The organism is Mycolicibacterium chengduense, from assembly GCF_033741155.1.
GTDB lineage: Bacteria > Actinomycetota > Actinomycetes > Mycobacteriales > Mycobacteriaceae > Mycobacterium.
This window is the reverse complement of sequence record NZ_JAWQNH010000005.1, coordinates 437,916-454,435: the sequence shown is the minus strand read 5'-3', so window position 1 is coordinate 454,435 and position 16,520 is coordinate 437,916. Positions and strand designations below refer to the sequence as shown.

Genomic DNA, 16,520 nt, shown 5'->3' with positions numbered 1-16,520 from the left:
GCCTAGAATCGTGTGGTTAGGGGGTAGATCTCATGGCAAAGGCATTGCGGGTCGACCCGGCCCAGTTGCAGGTGACCGCGGAATCGCTGAGCAGTCACGCCGAGTCCTTCACCGCAGCGCACTCGCAAGCGCAGTCCCGCGCGGGCGGAGTAGCGCTCGGGGCAAGCAAGGCCGCCGCCGCCTTGCCGGCGATGCTGAGTGAGTGGCAGACCTCGGCCACCCAGTTCGCGGCACATCACCAAAAGCATGCCGAGGGTCACCGGGCAGCCGCACGCGCCTATACGACCACCGACAGTGATGCTGCCGAGGATATCGAGGCAGCCGGGCGCGACCAGTAGCTCGTGGCGCTCACCCTTCAGGAGCTGCTCAACTGGCCACCCGAGATCGGTGACCTGGGCAAGGCCGCCCATGACGTGGCGACCAATCACGCCGATTCGGCCGACTTTCTGCGCTCGGCCATGCAGGCCTCGGATTGGGACGGCGAGTCAGGCGATACCGCGCGGCAGGCGGTGTTCTCGACGGCGGCCGATCACGACAAGCAGGCCGAGCGGATCAAGGCGGCCGCCACGCTGATCGACACCGCCCACCAGGAAGCCGACGCGCTGGCCAACAAGGTCAAGGACATTCTCAATTTCGCGGCCGAGGCGCCAGCGGTGAACGTGGATCCCGCCACGAACGCCGTCAGTCCCCCCGCGAGCTACGACTACATGGACGCCGAGACGCAGACCAAGGTGTCGGAGAAGATCGCCGAGGTCAAGGCGCGGATCGCCGACGCGATCATCGAGGGCGAGCGGATCGACGACGAACTCGCCAAGGCGATCGCGAAGGCGTCCGGGTTGCCGGAGCCGGCGCCGACCCCGATGACGACGCCGGATCTCGGGCCGCTGCAGCCCGGCGAATCGCGCAATCTGGGGCCGGTCGCGGGCACCGGCGCTCCGATCGACGGGATCAATGCGGCCGATCTGGGTGAGGTGATCACGCTTCCCGATGGGTCGAAGGTCGCGATCCTGGGTGATTCGTACTCTGGCGGCAAGCAGGGCGAGGGGACGCACTACCCGTCGGTGGCCGTGCCAGTGAGCTTCGACTCGCAGGGTAAGGCGCATTTCGGGACACCGCTGACCGGGCCAGACGGGAAAAACGTGCTGTTCCCCCTGCCTCCCGAAGCGGTGAAAGCGGGTGCGAACAACTCCTTGCCCGCTGGCAGCATCACCGTCGGGAAAGACACCTACATGATGGTGGTCGGTACCAACACCGGCGAGGGGCTGGCCCCGAAGGGCGGCTCCTGGCTGGTCAAGGTGACCAACGAGCCGTCGAAAGGGTGGGTGCCGGTGGAGGGCAGCTACCGGCCGTGGTCACAAATTGCGAACCCCGCCGCAGGTCAGCCGTTCCAGCCGCCGACGATCAGCGATCCCACCGCAGCACCGACCCAGGTGAGTGGGTACCAGGCTAGCGACGGAAAGGTCTACATCGCCGCGGACGGATTCGACCGCCACCAGGGCGTGACGATGTATCGCGTCGACCCGAATGAGGTGTTCAATCGGAACGCGTGGGAGCCGTGGAATGGACAGACGTTCGACAGCCCAGGCCAACAAGCCGTCCCCGTGACAACCACTGCCTACGGCGAGCTGAGTTTTCGCGAGGTAGACGGCCGTCCAGTGCTTTCGGGATTCAACACGGACACCGGCAACACCGAATTGCGAGTAGGCAGTGGCATTCCCGCTACCGTCCTGGATTACGACACTCCCACAACCGTCGTTGCAGCGGGCGGTCACTGGAGTCCCCCAGTTCCTGGCCAGTATCCCCAGAATTACGGCGGTTACATCCTGCCCGGAACGCATTTGGACAATCTCGGCATCCTGGTAAGCCAATGGAACACCGAGACCGGCAATCCCTACGTCGTCAAGCAATTTCAAGTGAACGCGAACCGGTGATAACGCCCTTGCCCATCGCAACGATAGGACAGACATGATCGTGAAGACGCTCGTGGTGAGTGCCGTCGCTGCCAGTGCTGCCGCACTGGCAGCAGGCGTTGCGCACGCTGAGCCACCGAGATTCCCTGACCTTGCCAGCTACACGGCAGTCGACCCGGCTGACTACACGATAGACACCACCACCCCCGGTATGCCGTCAAGCAAGGTGGTCTTTCTGACTCCGGACGGCATACCGTGCGACTTCATGATCGAACAGGCCCAATGCACCGGAAATAATTTCCCTGGAGTGCCACCTGTCGCGACAGATCCGACCAAAGGGCTCAATGGCGCCAATTGGATCGGCACCCTGACACGATTGAAGAAGACGGGCAATCCGATCTCGACGAATGGAACCTTCAGGGACCAACCCATCAAGACTCTTCCGCCGTTTCACTCCATCACCTTCAATGGCATGATTTGCGGCGTGGACGACGCTCGAACCACCGCGTGCAAAGACGGCGAGGGCCAAGGTTTTATCTTGTCGCCGCAATGGTCAGGTTGGTTGCCGAAGGTTTAGGTGTTCGATGCGCTTTCCTACGGTGGTAGTGGTTGCGGCTGCCTTATCCGCTGCTGTTCCTCTGCCCCGGTCGCAGGCCGACACTCCGAAGTTCCCGAGTCTCAACGGATATGCCCCGGTAAACATTGCCGACTACCGCGTCGACACCACCACACCAGGGCATCCCAGCTCGGGTACCTACTTTCTGACCCCGGACGGAGTGGTGTGCAATTTCAGCTCGCTACAACCTCAGTGCAGCGGAAACAATTTGCCAGCGCTGCCTCCTGCAGCGTCGGACCCCTCGAGGGGCCTCAATCGGTCAAACTGGATCGGAACGGTGACCGGTCTGAAACAGACGACCGAGGGAAGCCCAACGGACGCATTCAACGGTCAGCCCATCAAAACGCTGCCGCCACTCCACTCGATTACCGTCGGAGGCGCCGTCTGCGGTGTCGACGACAAGGGCACCACCGCCTGCAAGGACGCTCAGGGCCGCGGATTCATCCTGTCGCCAGCATGGTCGGGCTGGCTGCCCAGGGTCTGAGCACTACGACACGGCCGTCGGATCCCACAGGCCTTCGGCGTCGCCGCCACGCAACTTCGTCTCATACACCCGGGTCTTCCATGTGATGATGTCGCGCGCCTGCTCCAACGCCCGCAGCTGGGCGTCGACCCGGGCGCGATGAGCATTGAGCAGCGCCAGGCGTTCGGACTCGTTGCCCGGCCCTGTGCGCACCAAGGCAGCGAACCGTTTCAGGTCGGCGAGTGGCATCTGCGATTCGCGCAGCCGCGTGCAGATGCGTAACCAGTCGACGTTCGTCCGGCTGTACCGACGCCGGCCACTCGCGGTGCGTTCCACTGGCTCGATCAGCAGACCTTCACGCTCGTAGAACCGCAACGCGTGCACACTCAGCCCGACCGCATCCGCGACCTCACCGATGGAGTATCCGGTCATCCGTCCCACCCCCAGTGCTTGACCTAGAGTCGACTCTAGGTCGTAGCGTCGGCGCTATGACGCCTCGATTCCACGGGAAGCGCATCGTGGTCACCGGCGCGACCAGCGGCATCGGTTTGGCCGGCGCGCGCCGCCTGGCCAACGAGGGTGCCGAACTATTACTCACCGGCACCAACCCGGCACGGATCGCTCACGTGCAGCGTGAAATCGCTTCAGCGACAGTCATTTCCAATGATGCATCCGCGCCAGATGCCGGAACCGCCCTCGCGCAAGCCAACGCCGGCTGCGGCATCGACGGACTGTGGCTCAACGCCGGGTACGCCGATATCGCCACGATCACCGACACCGGCGCCGAACTCTTCGACGCCATGATGGCAACGAATGTCCGCGGGCCGCTGCTGCAATTGGCCGCCCTGTCCGACAGCTTGACCGAGGGGGCGTCCGTGGTGGTCACGTCGTCGACCTCAACCTACGAGGGTGCACCGCGCACCGCGGTCTACGCTGCGACCAAGGCCGCCCTGATCGCCGCGGCGCGGAGTTGGGCCGCCGAGTTGGCCCCGCGCCGCATCCGGGTCAACACGCTGGTGCCGGGCGCGATCACCACCGACTTTCGCAGCTTCATGGACGACACGACCCGTTCGACATTCGAGGCCGGCGTGGTCAGCCGCGTTCCGTTGGGCAGGGCCGGCAGAGCTGACGAGGCCGCGGCGGTGGCATTGTTCCTGCTGTCCGACGACGCGAGCTACGTGACCGGCAGCCAATACCCCGTGGATGGCGGGCTGACGCACCGCTGAGCTCTAGCGGAACCGGCCGATGATCGGGATCTTGTCCAAAATCCGGTCACGCAGCCGCGGCTGAGGTGGCGGGGCCGCCGGGGGAACGTAGACCGGCGGGGCCGGTGACACGTTGGCCGGCGCGGCGGGTTCCGGGGCGGGCGGCGGCGCGGCAGGCTCGGGCGCCGATACCGGTGGCGGTGCTTGCGGGACAGACACATTCATCAATGCGAATGGTTCGCGCGCCTGCTCGCGGACTGAAAGGTAGCCCGGCGTCGGGGGCGCTGGATCGTTGGTCGGCGCCGACGCGGCGACGGGCGCGGTCGATCGCTCGCCGCGTTCCGGCAACCCTTGTGACCCGATCACGACCGACAACGCCACCACCAACGTCACGCTGGCGACGCCCAGCGCCGACGTCAGCAGCCGGACCCGGGTGAACCGGGGCGCGCGGGGCTCCCGCTGGGGCAGGCTCGCGGCATACGCAGAAGCCAGGGCGGCACCCCGCGTCAGCGCGAAATCCGCCTCGGTTGCCGTGAGCACCGGGCGATCCGTTTCCTGCTGCAGCGCCGCCACCAGTTCGTCGGCATCCTCGGAGCCCAGGACGAACACCACGTCAGGGCTGGGCCGCGCACTGCGCACCACGGCGCACACCCGGTCGATCAGGGTTGCGGCATCCATCCGCTCGATCTGCTCGACGGCCACGTTGAATCCGTCCACCGTCGCGACCATCGCCGAATCGGGCTCGACGATGCAGACCACCAGGAAATCGTGACCGGTCATCTCGGCAATGCCGCGGGCCAGCGCTTCGGTGGCCTCGACCTCGCGGACGGCGACCACGGGCGCTCCCCCGCTGTAGACGTCGAGGGCCTCGCGAACCTTGATGGCGGCCGATTCGGCGTCGGGCGTCCAGGTCAGTCCGACGGCGTGCAGATCTTCGTCGGCGGGCAAGGTGGCCAGGTAATCCTCCACGTCGGCGGCATCGAGCACGATGCGGTCCAGGTGCTCGCCCTGGCCGGTGGCACCGTCAACCAGCTCACCGCGAACATCCCTCGTCGTCACCGAAAGGCCCAGTACGAGGCTCATGGAGTTCCCCCTGATCCATCGACTCTCGGGTCGAGGTTACCCATTTGTGACCATGGGCTCAGCGCAGGCCCGGCATCGGCCAGTCGTGGCGCGCTGACACAGCGGTCCATTTCTGCTTGCATTTGCAAGCAACTTGGCACCGCAGCGGTTGATCTGAAGCATGCGCACCCTTCACATTCGAAACGTCCCCGACGAGGTGATGGATCGCTTCGAGCGGCTAGCGCGCGCCACGAACTCATCGGTCACCGCCGTTGCGATTCGTGAGCTCGATGCCTCGACCCGGCGGGTTGACAATGCCGCCCTGATGACCGCATTGCCCGACCTCGATGTCCCGGTGAGCAGCATCGTGGTTGACCTCCACGCCGACCGGCGGTGATCGTCCTCGACGCCTCCGCCGCGGTTGCAGCATTACTGAACGCTGGTCGGGCGCGTCGGTTCGTCTCCGAAGAGGTCCTCCACGCACCACATCTGATGGACGCCGAGGTGTTCAGCGCGTTACACCGACAGACAGCCGTTGGTGCACGTGCCCTGGGCGACGCACGGAAGGTCATCGACGTATGGGCGCGGCTGGAGATCACCCGGTACGCCGCAGCTCCGCTGTTGGAACGAGTTTGGGAGCTTCGCGACACCGTGAGGGCCTATGACGCAATGTACGTAGCGCTGGCCGAGGCACTTGAGTGTCCGCTGGTAACCGCGGACGCACGGTTGAGCCGGGCGCCGAGCATCCGGTGCGCGGTCACGGTCGTCCCGACCTGAGTGGGGGCCGGGCCGGCCTGCGTTGTGCACAAACTGGCAGACAACCCACGGCGGACCGCACCGATATCAGCGCATTGGTGTGACGTGTCCCGGCGCTACTGTAATCGAGTGACCGATTCGATGACCGCATTGTCGACGATGCTCGCCGAGACCGGCCCACTCTCCGATGACCAGATCGCCGAACGCCTGCGCGCCGCCGGTGTTGCAAACCCCGAGGACGTCATCAACACGGCTTTGCACCAGATGAACTGTCCAGCAGGGCAATTGCCCGACGAGCGATGGATCTGGGTACCGACCGTCGTCCGCGGCCGGATATTCACCCATCGGGTCACCGCTGAGGAACTCGTCCACGATATCGTGACGGTGACACCCGATCTTGCGCCGCTCGGCAATTTGTGCGAACACGAACCGCACAACCGGTTCCTCGACGGGACGCCGGCAACGATCGCGTTGCTTGACTTCGACGACGACCTTCTCGAAGTGCGCGGCATCCCCGACGAAGCGGTGCCCGAGGGCGGAGTGCTGGTGCTGCCACCCGCCACCATGCGCACCCTGGGTGTGACGGCTGGAGACCTCATCGGAATCCGCGTCGATGCGAACGGGTTTGCCGTTGAGCGGGTGGGTACCGCCGCCGATCCCAGCGTGGGGTCACTGCTGGCTGCGACGTTGAGCACAGAGGAATCGACGTTCATCGACGCCGCCGTGTGGGCGCTCTGCTTACAGGACGACACCTTGTTCACCGCGCCGACACTTCCGTTGGCCGAGATCATCGCCGGGTCGGGTCTGGCTCATCAAGGTGAATTCCTGGCGCCGGCCGGCTTCGATTTCGACAGAAACCGATTCGAGGCGCAGTGCGCGTACTTTGCGCAGCGGCACGACATAGAAGTCGACCATGCTGCGGTCGTATTGGCGCTCGTCGCCGTCGCCGGACAGATGGAAACGCTGCTGCGAGAGGGGGACCTGGAACCTGCCCCCGACGAAGAACTGGCTCTGGGCGAACTCGGTGCCATCTTGGCCGATCCCTACTTGGCCGAACTCCTGGTGGAGGAAGCTCTCGACAGCCAGCGTATCGACCCGGCGGCGCTGGCTATGCTCGCCGACACCTTGGCCCCTCAGGTGCCGCCCCCAGCCCGGGTGGGTTGCCAGTGGCTGCGCGCGGTCGCCCTCGAGCGCACAGGCGCCGTCCAGGAGGCCGAGCACGAATACTTGGCGGCAGAGTCGATGGATGTCGATTGGCCACCCACCCTGTTGGACCTGGCGCGCTTCGCCTCCGACCGCGGCGACGCCGAACGCGGTGTGGCGTTGTTACATCGCGCCCAAGCGTTGCCAGACCATCCCCTGCTGGCGCTGCTGCAGGAATTCCTGCCGCACCCGCGACCCGATCTCGGCCGCAATGAGCCGTGCTGGTGCGGTTCCGGACGCAAGTACAAGAAATGCCACCTCCGCAACGAGCGACCACCACTCGCCAAGCGAGCGGGATGGCTGTATCTCAAAGCGACCCAACATGTTCTGCTCACCGGGTGGAGCCAGCTACTCGAAGAGGTGACCGCCGAACGCCTGCTGTACATCGATGATTCCGAGCTCGAAGGCGACCCGCTGATGATGGATGCGGTGTTGTTCGAAGGTGGCGCTTTCGACGATTTTCTGGACGCGCGCGGGTACTTGCTGCCCGATGATGAGCGGCTGCTGGCCGAGCAGTGGTTGTTGGTGCAGCGCTCTGTTTTCGAGGTGCAAGAATCCCGTCCGGGCGACGGGGTGACACTGCGGGATGTGCGAACCGGTGACAGCCACACGGTTCACGACCGGGTTGCCAGCCGGGAAGTGAAGCCCGGGCATCTGGTGTGCGCCCGCATCTACCCTGCCGGTGACGAGCAGCGGTTCCTCGGCGGTCTGGAGCCGGTCCGGCTGCACGAGCGTGATGATCTGATCGAATTGCTCGACGCTGAGCCGGACCCGAATGAGCTGGTGGCCTTTCTCAGCCGGAGATTCGCGCCGCCGGTACTGACGAACACCGAGGGACATCTCATGGTCCTGTGCGAGGTCACCCTGCGGGTCAGCGACCCCGTGCAGCTGTCATCAGCGTTGGATGCCGCTTACGACGGGACCGAGGACAACCGATGGCTCGATCTCGTGACTGAACCCGGCGGGCGACGGATTCGGGCTACCTACACACTCGATCGTGACCTGCTGCGCGTAGAGACAAACAGCAGTGAACGGATGGACGAGGCACTCGAGGCGCTACGCCGGCTTGATCCCGAGTTGGTCGTAGTCGGCGAAAGCCGAGTGCCGGCCAGTGACATTCGCGACCTCGCCGCGCAGGGCCCGTCCTCCGCCGAAACCGTCGACCCCGAGGATCCCGAAATCGCAGCGGTACTGGAGGCCGCCGTACGCGCCTACGAAGCGAGCTGGCTCGATCAGTCAATTCCCGCGCTCCATGGTGTGACACCCCGCCAGGCCGCCGACGACCCGACCCGTCGCGGCGACCTGATCAAGCTGCTGGACACTTTTCCCCGGGGGACGCCCGGCACCATGGACGTGGATCGGTTGCGGGCGGCGTTGGGATTGGAGCGCTGACGGCGCATCCGGCCCTGCGTCCGACTATGAACCTTGGCTGTCAGGGCGACAGGTTGGGTTTCCATGTTCCGGCGATGTGCTCCACGATCCGCTCGGCCATCCCGCCGGCCTCGGCCTGCACATCCGGCGGTAAGGAAGCCGCAGCGCGTGTGAACGCGCCGGGAAGTTCACCTCGCAGTTCATCAACCCACGACACCGCTCGCTCGCCAGAGATTCCCAGTCGGCGTCCGACCTTGCCCCAGTCGGAGTCGTTGACATCCAGCATCTTCCAGTGCTCACCGATTTTCATCGATGACCGGAGTCGCTCGCGCTGGTCGTAGGGCGCGGCGGAAGCGACGTCGTAGAGCGGCGCAATCTGTGCGCGTGATCCGATGAGCACCAACGAGTAGTTCTTTGCATGAGCGTCCGTCTCACCGATCAATACGTTGTAGGCCAACGCTTTGAAGAACCGCTCGGCATTCACCTCGCGGTCCTCGATCGGGAGCCTGCCAAGCAGGTCGGCGATGTCACCCACCCCGGGGCCGCCGTCGGACTGGTACTTCAGGCTCGGGTGCACCGACAGCGCCTGGCACAGGTCTTCCTGGTGCACCCGACGCCAGCCAGAGTTGTCGCGAGTCCGGTCATAGCGGGTGGCTATCAACACCTGGACGTCGCCGAACTGTTCCATTTCGACTGTCGCGGCGAGCAATCCGACCTCACGGGCAGCGCGTAAACATAATGTCTCGTTGACGTGGTGTCGTGCGTAACCCGCGATCGCGGGCTTGACGATGACGTTCGTCGGCGTGGAGTCGCGCGGGACACCGAATTGTCCGGATGCGGGATCCCGGAACAGCGCGATCTTCGGTTGCGCGCCGGCCAGACTCCACCGGCCGCCGAACTTACCTGGATCCCAGTCGAATTGATGGGTGGCCAGCCCCTGAACGAGGTCTCCGACATCGTCTGCGCTCAGCCATTCGATGTCACCGGTTCGGGCCTGAGCGTCGGCGGGGTCCACCTCCGGTGGAAGAATCTGGACGGCGCCGGCCGCGTCTCGGCCGACATGGGTGAGCAGAGCGAAGGGGTTGTTGAGCGAGACGTTGTACTCGCGACCCCATCGTTGCCGCGTTCCTTCACTGTCCGGCAGCAGACCTTCGAGGTAAGAACGCACCGCCTTGTCCCGGTGCCGTCGCGACAGAACGGGAAGCGACAGCGACAAGGGTGTCGGATCGCCGTCCGCGCCGTATCCGTCGTCATAGACGAACCCCAACGAACCATGGCTGGACTGCGTCAGCGTGCCCGTCGGCGTCCCATCGAGGTAGACACGAAGTGTCCTCGTCGCCATCAGGGCTGCGTCGAGCCGAAAAGCACGTCGAACGGGTCAACCGCCACCTCGGACGCACCCTCAGTACGAGGGTGACGGGACGTGGGCAGGCTGTCGGACGCGGTTACCTCCAGGTGCACCCCGACGACCTGCAGCGCATCGAGTACCCGTTGCGCTTCGAGGCGCGGGTGCCCCTTCTCGAGTCGGATGACCCAATCTCGGCCCACGTGCAATTGTGCAGCCAGGTCGGCCTGCGTCATCCCGCGCGCGGTGCGCGCCGAACGTACGAGGGCACCGAGATCGCCCATCGTCTTGACTTGCATGCTTGCACCTCTTGTAGTCGTTCGGCAACATGTCGAATTGTAGCCGTTCGACCACTTTCTGAGAAGTGGCCGTTCTACGACTTTGTGCACGTCACACTGAGTCCGACGGCGAGGCCCCACAGACCGTAGCCCCGAACGACGTCATCCAAGCGGGCAGGTTCGGGTCAGCGCGAAAGTGAGCGTCTGCGGATTGGCGAGAACGAGTGGGCCGCCGGGATTCAGAACCCGAAATAGACCGCGGCCATGTCCTCGTCGCCGTGACCGGCCTCGCTCGCGGCGTCGAAGGCCGCCCGAACCCCATCGACCAAGACGGTCGACAGTCCCGAAGCGACGATCGCGTCACGGATCAATCCAGTATCCTTCCGCACGCCGTCGACGCTGAATTGTGGCGCAAAGGAGGAGTCGAGGATTGCTTTGCCCTTGGCCTGCAGGTATGGCGAACCCGCGGCTGATCCGTCGAACGCGTCCAAGATCAGCTGCTGTTCGACGCCAAGGCTTTTCGCCAAAGCGAACGACTGCCCGATGGCCGCGGCCAGCGTGGCGATCCACGCGTTACACGCCAGCTTGAGCCGCGAACCCATCCCCGGCTCGTCGCCCGCCCAAACCGTCTTGGTACCCATGGCGTCGAATGCCGGCTGCACCCGCTGGAGCAAGCTGCGATCGCCAGAGGCCAGCATCACAAGCTTTCCCTGCTCAGCAGGCGCTTTGGTGCCCAACACAGGGCAGTCCAGGAACGCGACATTGTGCTCTGCCGCCGCGGCGGCGGCGTGGGCGGCGCCGTCGATACCGATGGTGGCGCATTGAACGAAGACGGCGTGGTCGGGCATCGCCGGCAGCGCGGTCGTCATCACATCAAGCGTTGCCGCCTCGTCGAACAGGATGGCGACGACGACGTCTGCTCCCGCGACGGCTGCCGCCGGATCCAACGCCACCTCGGCACCCGCGTCCGCCAACCGCTGAGCCCGCTCGGGCGTGCGATTCCACACCACGACATCGATGCCCTCACGCAGCAGGGACTGCGCCATGCCGGCGCCCATGGCGCCCGTACCAAGAACCGCAACTCGCATGGCGATCATTGTGCCCGCAGGCGCGCGGGCCGTGCGCGGCCTATGCGGCGGCCGCCTCGGCGGTGCCGAGCAACGCGCCCCATTCCTCTTGCGCGGCAATATGAGCCGGGCCTGGCGTGCCCTCCACCGGGCGGCAGGAGGCCAGGTCGACCAGCGCCAGCGCGATCGTCGACAGCGGAACACCGTGACGACGCGCGGCGGTCCGGAGTTCGTCGCCGGCAGCTTGCGGGGTGTACCGGCGAAGTGCCAACAAGACGCCCTCAGCCGCGGCGAGCAGTCGCTGCTCGTCAGCTCCGACCACTGCACCCGAATTGACCCCGTGGACAACCATCCGTCAGCACTCCTTCGCGTTCTCACGACTAGGCCGGACTATTTCCAGTACCGGGGTACCGGTTCCAGCGGGAGGGTGATACCCCGTTTGACTTGGGTTAAATCAGAGTTCAGCGGCGAGGGCGTGTGCAGTCGGGCACAGCTTTCGTGGCCAGGGCAGCGTCAACTTTTGTGGCCAGGGCAGCGTCAAGGAGAGCGACTGGGGACCTAGCCTGCCGTGTTCACGGCATCGCCGTTGCCCGGACGCCAACAGGACCAGCCCGCCGATCACCGCGCCGGCGACCAGTGGGAGGCGGTGGTGCCGGACGAAGCCGCCCGATCCCGCGACAGCCACCGCCGAGGACGAGCCACCGGCGACGACCGCGGCGATAATCCAGATCGGCAGCCACAGGCCCCATGACAAGATAGTCAGCACCAGATGCAGCCCGTGACTGGTTCCGCGGCCACGGGATAGCGCGACGGCCATCGCTGGGTGGCTGGGGGCGGGGGTCCAGCGCCAAACCGTCGTGATAGCGCTGGCCGGGCTGTCCGCTCGAGTCGGGGTACCAGCCGGGAGTGGTCATGGCGATGTCCTTTCGTCGTCATCGGTCCTCAGGCGAGCCGATCAGAATGACAGGGGGTACCGACAAGTTCTGCGGCGCTGGTGATTCGGCGATGCTCTGTCGCGAATTTCTCGGCGAAGGCCGCCGCGCGGTGGCGGTATTCGTCCTCGCTCAGACCGGACCGATAACGCCCAGAACTCAGCCGGGCCAGGGCGTTGGCACCGGAGTTCAACGGCACCCCGCTGTGGCCGCGAACCCATCGCACGTCGACCCGATCCGGGTTGACGAGAATGCGGCGCCGCACCGTGTGCAGACAGTACTGCCGTTCGAGAGGCTCGTCGGGATATCCCTTCGGCATCGCCGGCTCGCCCTGTTTCCACCGGTTCACCATGGCGATGGCGTTCTGGCTGTCGGACAGGACCGTCAGCCGATGTCGCGGGAGGGCGAAGACCGCGGCGCCGATGGCGAAAAGTTCAGCGCACAGCACCGATTCGAGCCCGACCCGCTTGCGCGAGGAGCGATATCCGTTCGTCCCGTACTGACCCGCCACGCTGAGCCAGGCGAATCCGGCCCGCTTGTGGCGTACCGAGCCGTCAGTCGCGACGGTCATCGGACCTTGGTCCACCGGAGGTGGCGGAAGTGCGGGTATCCAGATCTGTCGTAGCCGGATTCGCGCGGCTCCGAGCATGAATCGCTCTGTCGAGGTGGGCCGTTCGATCCACCAACCTGGCGTCGCAAGGTCGATGTGGCCATCGAGTCGCACATTCGAGACGAACCGGATGCGTGTGCTCTCGGGATGCGCGGCACGGACGGCGTCAAAGGCGTTCACTACCGCAGCTTCCGGGGTGGCCGCCGCCGTCACGCCGTGGCAGGACCACGCCGCGCCGACGGCGACATAGCGATATCCGAAGTCGATCTCCGCGATGACGATCGCGACCGTCTCGGCCCGGCACGGTTCCGTTGAGGCCAGATCGACGCGCGCAGGCTGGGCATTGGGTTTCGCAAGCATCTTCTCGCCTCCTGTCTTGATGCCCGACGGACGCGAGCCGCACAGACTCGCACAGGGCACCGACAAGCGGCGGATACACGGCCGCGGAGGCGCTCGGCAGCGCGTCGCCGATGAAAATCCGCTGGACAGCCGGAAGTGGTCAGCCGTAATAGTTCAACAGCGGCAATGTCAGGACCGCTACGGCCGGTCCTGCCAGCAGCAGCAGGATGCCGGTGGGACGCACGCGGTGGCCGCCGCCCCGGACGATCGCGGCGACCGCACTCGCCGCACCCGCGATCAGCAGTCCGGTCGCGAAGCGAACATCTCCGCCCACGTGGGCGGTATGCGTGCCGCCGTCGAAGTCTCCGGCGAACTCCGGGCTGAGCCACACGTTTAGCGTGAACACCGCAGCCAGGCCGAGACAGACGGCTGAACAGAAACACAGCGGTGCACCGACTCCGGCTGGGCGGGTGTTCGATTCGCGGACGGTCATGGCATCACTGTCCGACATCGGGCGCGGTAGGCACATCGGTAGTACTACTCAAGCCGACTTGTCGGTGGCCAGCCTCATACTGATCGGCTCGCTGGAGATTCCATGTCGAGCAGACAGGAACCTCGATGACGACGCGGATCGCCGCCCTCAACATCCGTCACGGCGGCAGCAAGTGCGCTGGGGCGCTGGCCACGCGACTGCTCGGCTATGACGCCGACATCGTGGTGGTCACCGAGTTCCGGGCCGACGGCACCGGTGTGCGCCTCAAGTTGCACTTGGCCGCGGCCGGGTACACGACGTCACACCCCGACACGGACCCCAAGCACAACAGCACGCTGATCGCGTCGCGGCACGGGGTCACGCGGGCCCGGGCCTTCGCCGACGATGTGGAAGCGCGCCACCTGTGGTGTGCCGAGACCGCCGGTGTCGTGCTCTGCGCGGTCTACCTGCCGCAGAAGGTGGCGGAACTCCGCTACTTGCAGGCGGTGGTCCGCGATGCGAGAGCCAGCGGAATCGACGTGCTTGTCGGTGACTTCAACACCGGCAACAACGATCTGGACAAAGAGCCGCAGGGCGCCGGCTTCATCGGCTCGGAGATGCCCGGCCGGTTGATCGGGTCGGGTTACCTCGACGTGTGGCGATCGCGGCATCCGGCGACGCGGGAGTACTTGTGGTTCAGCCGGCCGGGCGACGACGGGTTTCGGTTGGATCACCTGTACGCGTCACCCGAGCTGGCACACCGGGTGAGCCTGTGCGAGTTCGACCATGCGCCGCGGCTGGCCGGCGAGACTGATCATTCGGCTCTCGTCACGGAGCTGGGGTGAAATCGTGCGGTCGACAAGCCCATTTGGTGATCACGGCGGTGCACCGCGTGTCCAGTCGGTCATCGCCCACTCGCTGATCTACGTCCTCGCAGTATCGATGCTGTTTCGTGTGACGGCCTGGTTCGGCTGGTTCGTGGCAGTTGCGCTCGTGTTCAACGCGATCCTGCTGCTGTGTTGGGTCGTCTCCTTCGTTCATCGGCATCGGGATCACCTGTGCGAGTGGTGCATGCGGGATGTTCCGGCGGACGCACCGACCGAAGCGGAACGCCGGTTGCCACTGCTTCGGTTGGCGCATTTCAACATGACGGTGACCGGCACCGCCGTCTTCGCCGTTGTGGTCGTCGTTCCCGCGCTGCTCAGTGCTCTCTTGGACGGGGCCGGCACTGCTCGGCTGCTCTACATTCCAGGAGACCTGTGGATCATCGCGGTGATCTCCAGCGATTGGGTGCATCACCGGTTGCGGCCGTGGTGCCCGTTCTGCAGGCCGTGGGATGACGAGGGCGATGAAGAGCCGGCGCCGGATCCCACGGACTTCGGCCAGTCGGTGAGGGTGCGGTAACAGCACCTCTCCCATGCGCAGCCGCTGACCGAGAACTCTGGTCGCGATCAGATACCCATCTGCGAAACTAAGTTCAGCGAAGTTCCTGGGAGGACACCAAATGAGTGACACGTCGCACCCCGACAACTCAACCGACGAACTCGGCGAGCTTCCGACCGTAGTGACTGGGCAAGGTGAGATCGTCGTGTCGGTGCAGCCGGAGGGCCTGCTCATTTCCGGCGACGCCGGGGATGTCGAGGCGTACATCGACCGAATCCGAGGTGTCACCCGGCGGGTGGTGGACACCGTCGGAATCGACAAGGCGACGCTCGGTAATGCGACCGGCTTGGCGGCCGGCGGGGCTGCGTTTTTGGGACAATCTGGCAAGTTTGTGCAACTTCATCCGGAAAGCATGGAGGCGATCCGCAAAGGTCGGCTGATATCAGGCACCGACGGCTTCTTCCGCATGGTGACTCGCGGGGCGGACGGGAAATTCGTCAAACAGCTGCAGTGGAAACAGACCAACGTCAACCCCGCGCGGTTGATGTCGCTGCAGATGGTTGCCGTCCAGTTGGCGTTGACGGGCGCGATCGCAGAGGTCGAAGAATCCGTCAAGCGCGTCGAGGGCAAGGTCGAGGAGGTGCTTCGACTCGCCCATGCCAATCGGTCGGGCGATGTGCTCGGCGATCGCACGACGATAGACCGGATGACCGCGTATCTCGATCGGCATGGTTCGTTCTCCGACGCAGACTGGGACTCGATCGCAGCCATCGGCCCAGCACTCAATCGAACGGTCGAACAGCTGCGCCATCACGCTGACCGCACGCTGCGGTCCTTCGACCCGGACAAGCCGATCAAGGGCCGTGCCGAGTTCATCGTGTCTGCTGTCCAAAACGGCTATCTCGGTGAGACTTTGAGCCTCCTGGTGGTCGCCCAGGAGTCGCTGTTCAAGTGGCAGCGCCTACGTCTGGCCAGAGTCGAGGCAACCCAGCCCGAACACGTGCAGCAGGTGATGGACGATGCGCGGGATCTGTTGGCAAGGCAGCTCACCGAAGATGGTGCACTGTATCAGCGCGCTCACGAAGTATTGGCAGCTGTCGCGAAAACCGATGCCCTCGACGGGATCCGTATCCGGTCCGTGCAGCGCCTGGAACGCGACCTTCCGGTTCTTCGCGCAGACCTTGACCGCTTCGCCTCGGCACGCCGCGCACAGCTCGAGGAGTGGCAGGTCTTCGAGGCGCCGTCCCCGAAGGACGCTGCCACCGCTGCGATCGGCCGCGTCGGTGAAACTGCCAATGCGGCTCTCACTGCGACAAGCGGGGGCACCGCAATCGCGCTGGAGGCGGCGGGTGAAGGGATCCAACAGCTCGGTAGCTTTATCGGGCGTGCCCGCGATAAAGGGATAGGATTCCGTCGACGCCAATCCACCAGCGCGGAAGAATCATCCACCGATTAGACGGTTCCTTGTCACCTCGCGCGTCCCTCCCCCTCTTGACGCGCACGGTAGA

At 65.2% G+C, this 16,520-nt stretch carries 20 protein-coding genes; 11 read left to right on the top strand and 9 right to left on the bottom strand.

The features are described 5' to 3' along the window. Nucleotides 1–32: 32 nt before the first annotated feature. From SBI67_RS20675 to SBI67_RS20660, 4 genes are all read left to right on the top strand, one after another. Entirely contained in the window at nt 33–338 is a 306-nt protein-coding gene (locus SBI67_RS20675) for an ESX-1 secretion-associated protein (protein ID WP_318982355.1), read from the top strand. A 75-nt stretch (nt 339–413) separates the two neighbouring features. After that, the gene (locus SBI67_RS20670) at nt 414–1,931 is read left to right on the top strand and encodes a DUF4185 domain-containing protein (protein ID WP_318982354.1); all 1,518 of its coding nucleotides are present in this window, start codon (nt 414–416) and stop codon (nt 1,929–1,931) included. A 34-nt stretch (nt 1,932–1,965) separates the two neighbouring features. Beyond that, on the top strand, nt 1,966–2,487 hold the full coding sequence (locus tag SBI67_RS20665) for a hypothetical protein (protein WP_318982353.1): 522 nt from the start codon (nt 1,966–1,968) through the stop codon (nt 2,485–2,487). 316 nt (nt 2,488–2,803) lie between these two features. Beyond that, complete coding sequence (locus tag SBI67_RS20660) at nt 2,804–3,010, top strand: hypothetical protein (protein ID WP_318982352.1); 207 nt, start codon at nt 2,804–2,806, stop codon at nt 3,008–3,010. A 3-nt stretch (nt 3,011–3,013) separates the two neighbouring features. Here SBI67_RS20660 and SBI67_RS20655 read toward each other — a convergent pair whose 3' ends face one another. Beyond that, nucleotides 3,014–3,421, bottom strand: a complete 408-nt coding sequence (locus SBI67_RS20655) for a MerR family transcriptional regulator (RefSeq protein ID WP_318982351.1) — start codon at nt 3,419–3,421, stop codon at nt 3,014–3,016. Between the two features lie 56 nt (nt 3,422–3,477). On the opposite strand from SBI67_RS20655, the gene SBI67_RS20650 reads away from it, so the two are divergent. Further along, the gene (locus SBI67_RS20650) at nt 3,478–4,215 is read left to right on the top strand and encodes an SDR family oxidoreductase (protein WP_318982350.1); all 738 of its coding nucleotides are present in this window, start codon (nt 3,478–3,480) and stop codon (nt 4,213–4,215) included. Nucleotides 4,216–4,218: 3 nt separating this feature from the next. On the opposite strand, the gene SBI67_RS20645 is transcribed toward SBI67_RS20650, so the two are convergent. Then, nucleotides 4,219–5,277, bottom strand: a complete 1,059-nt coding sequence (locus SBI67_RS20645) for a DUF7159 family protein (protein ID WP_318982349.1) — start codon at nt 5,275–5,277, stop codon at nt 4,219–4,221. A gap of 199 nt (nt 5,278–5,476) precedes the next feature. On the opposite strand from SBI67_RS20645, the gene SBI67_RS20640 reads away from it, so the two are divergent. From SBI67_RS20640 to SBI67_RS20630, 3 genes are all read left to right on the top strand, one after another. Beyond that, nucleotides 5,477–5,653 (top strand): antitoxin, encoded by a 177-nt coding sequence (locus tag SBI67_RS20640; RefSeq protein ID WP_318982348.1) that lies wholly within the window; start codon nt 5,477–5,479, stop codon nt 5,651–5,653. Next, nucleotides 5,650–6,033 (top strand): type II toxin-antitoxin system VapC family toxin, encoded by a 384-nt coding sequence (locus SBI67_RS20635; RefSeq protein WP_318982347.1) that lies wholly within the window; start codon nt 5,650–5,652, stop codon nt 6,031–6,033. The genes SBI67_RS20640 and SBI67_RS20635 overlap by 4 nt, the downstream gene beginning before the upstream one ends. A gap of 120 nt (nt 6,034–6,153) precedes the next feature. After that, nucleotides 6,154–8,607: an SEC-C metal-binding domain-containing protein gene (locus SBI67_RS20630; protein WP_318982593.1), complete on the top strand. Its 2,454-nt coding sequence runs from the start codon at nt 6,154–6,156 to the stop codon at nt 8,605–8,607. A gap of 40 nt (nt 8,608–8,647) precedes the next feature. Here SBI67_RS20630 and SBI67_RS20625 read toward each other — a convergent pair whose 3' ends face one another. The 7 genes from SBI67_RS20625 to SBI67_RS20595 form a co-directional block, all read right to left on the bottom strand. Beyond that, a complete protein-coding gene (locus tag SBI67_RS20625) occupies nt 8,648–9,928 on the bottom strand; it encodes a type II toxin-antitoxin system HipA family toxin (RefSeq protein WP_318982346.1) in 1,281 nt (426 codons plus the stop codon). Continuing rightward, nucleotides 9,928–10,230: a helix-turn-helix domain-containing protein gene (locus SBI67_RS20620; protein ID WP_318982345.1), complete on the bottom strand. Its 303-nt coding sequence runs from the start codon at nt 10,228–10,230 to the stop codon at nt 9,928–9,930. Before SBI67_RS20620 ends, SBI67_RS20625 begins: the two co-directional genes overlap by 1 nt. 218 nt (nt 10,231–10,448) lie before the next feature. Further along, on the bottom strand, nt 10,449–11,306 hold the full coding sequence (locus tag SBI67_RS20615; protein ID WP_318982344.1) for an NAD(P)-dependent oxidoreductase: 858 nt from the start codon (nt 11,304–11,306) through the stop codon (nt 10,449–10,451). 31 nt (nt 11,307–11,337) lie between these two features. After that, complete coding sequence (locus SBI67_RS20610; protein WP_266046887.1) at nt 11,338–11,628, bottom strand: ANTAR domain-containing protein; 291 nt, start codon at nt 11,626–11,628, stop codon at nt 11,338–11,340. A 102-nt stretch (nt 11,629–11,730) separates the two neighbouring features. Beyond that, complete coding sequence (locus tag SBI67_RS20605; RefSeq protein WP_318982343.1) at nt 11,731–12,042, bottom strand: hypothetical protein; 312 nt, start codon at nt 12,040–12,042, stop codon at nt 11,731–11,733. A 176-nt stretch (nt 12,043–12,218) separates the two neighbouring features. Then, complete coding sequence (locus SBI67_RS20600; RefSeq protein WP_318982342.1) at nt 12,219–13,178, bottom strand: RNase H family protein; 960 nt, start codon at nt 13,176–13,178, stop codon at nt 12,219–12,221. Nucleotides 13,179–13,317: 139 nt separating this feature from the next. Continuing rightward, nucleotides 13,318–13,650, bottom strand: coding sequence for a hypothetical protein (locus SBI67_RS20595; protein WP_318982341.1), 333 nt, complete (start codon nt 13,648–13,650; stop codon nt 13,318–13,320). Nucleotides 13,651–13,775: 125 nt separating this feature from the next. Between SBI67_RS20595 and SBI67_RS20590 the strand changes: the two genes are divergently transcribed. From SBI67_RS20590 to SBI67_RS20580, 3 genes are all read left to right on the top strand, one after another. Next, nucleotides 13,776–14,474: an endonuclease/exonuclease/phosphatase family protein gene (locus tag SBI67_RS20590; protein ID WP_318982340.1), complete on the top strand. Its 699-nt coding sequence runs from the start codon at nt 13,776–13,778 to the stop codon at nt 14,472–14,474. Further along, nucleotides 14,416–15,033, top strand: a complete 618-nt coding sequence (locus tag SBI67_RS20585) for a hypothetical protein (RefSeq protein WP_318982339.1) — start codon at nt 14,416–14,418, stop codon at nt 15,031–15,033. Before SBI67_RS20590 ends, SBI67_RS20585 begins: the two co-directional genes overlap by 59 nt. Nucleotides 15,034–15,133: 100 nt before the next feature. Further along, nucleotides 15,134–16,468, top strand: a complete 1,335-nt coding sequence (locus SBI67_RS20580) for a hypothetical protein (protein WP_318982338.1) — start codon at nt 15,134–15,136, stop codon at nt 16,466–16,468. Nucleotides 16,469–16,520 lie beyond the last annotated feature (52 nt).

Excerpts from the sequence above, each read along its gene's own strand:
- SBI67_RS20590 (WP_318982340.1), top strand. The coding sequence starts at position 13,776 with ATGACGACGCGGATCGCCGCCCTCAACATCCGTCACGGCGGCAGCAAG.
- SBI67_RS20580 (WP_318982338.1), top strand. The coding sequence starts at position 15,134 with ATGAGTGACACGTCGCACCCCGACAACTCAACCGACGAACTCGGCGAG.
- SBI67_RS20585 (WP_318982339.1), top strand. The coding sequence starts at position 14,416 with ATGCGCCGCGGCTGGCCGGCGAGACTGATCATTCGGCTCTCGTCACGG.
- SBI67_RS20675 (WP_318982355.1), top strand. The coding sequence starts at position 33 with ATGGCAAAGGCATTGCGGGTCGACCCGGCCCAGTTGCAGGTGACCGCG.
- SBI67_RS20640 (WP_318982348.1), top strand. The coding sequence starts at position 5,477 with ATGGATCGCTTCGAGCGGCTAGCGCGCGCCACGAACTCATCGGTCACC.
- SBI67_RS20620 (WP_318982345.1), bottom strand. The coding sequence starts at position 10,230 with ATGCAAGTCAAGACGATGGGCGATCTCGGTGCCCTCGTACGTTCGGCG.
- SBI67_RS20665 (WP_318982353.1), top strand. The coding sequence starts at position 1,966 with ATGATCGTGAAGACGCTCGTGGTGAGTGCCGTCGCTGCCAGTGCTGCC.
- SBI67_RS20610 (WP_266046887.1), bottom strand. The coding sequence starts at position 11,628 with ATGGTTGTCCACGGGGTCAATTCGGGTGCAGTGGTCGGAGCTGACGAG.
- SBI67_RS20615 (WP_318982344.1), bottom strand. The coding sequence starts at position 11,306 with ATGATCGCCATGCGAGTTGCGGTTCTTGGTACGGGCGCCATGGGCGCC.
- SBI67_RS20650 (WP_318982350.1), top strand. The coding sequence starts at position 3,478 with ATGACGCCTCGATTCCACGGGAAGCGCATCGTGGTCACCGGCGCGACC.
- SBI67_RS20600 (WP_318982342.1), bottom strand. The coding sequence starts at position 13,178 with ATGCTTGCGAAACCCAATGCCCAGCCTGCGCGCGTCGATCTGGCCTCA.
- SBI67_RS20630 (WP_318982593.1), top strand. The coding sequence starts at position 6,154 with ATGACCGCATTGTCGACGATGCTCGCCGAGACCGGCCCACTCTCCGAT.
- SBI67_RS20595 (WP_318982341.1), bottom strand. The coding sequence starts at position 13,650 with ATGACCGTCCGCGAATCGAACACCCGCCCAGCCGGAGTCGGTGCACCG.
- SBI67_RS20655 (WP_318982351.1), bottom strand. The coding sequence starts at position 3,421 with ATGACCGGATACTCCATCGGTGAGGTCGCGGATGCGGTCGGGCTGAGT.
- SBI67_RS20645 (WP_318982349.1), bottom strand. The coding sequence starts at position 5,277 with ATGAGCCTCGTACTGGGCCTTTCGGTGACGACGAGGGATGTTCGCGGT.
- SBI67_RS20625 (WP_318982346.1), bottom strand. The coding sequence starts at position 9,928 with ATGGCGACGAGGACACTTCGTGTCTACCTCGATGGGACGCCGACGGGC.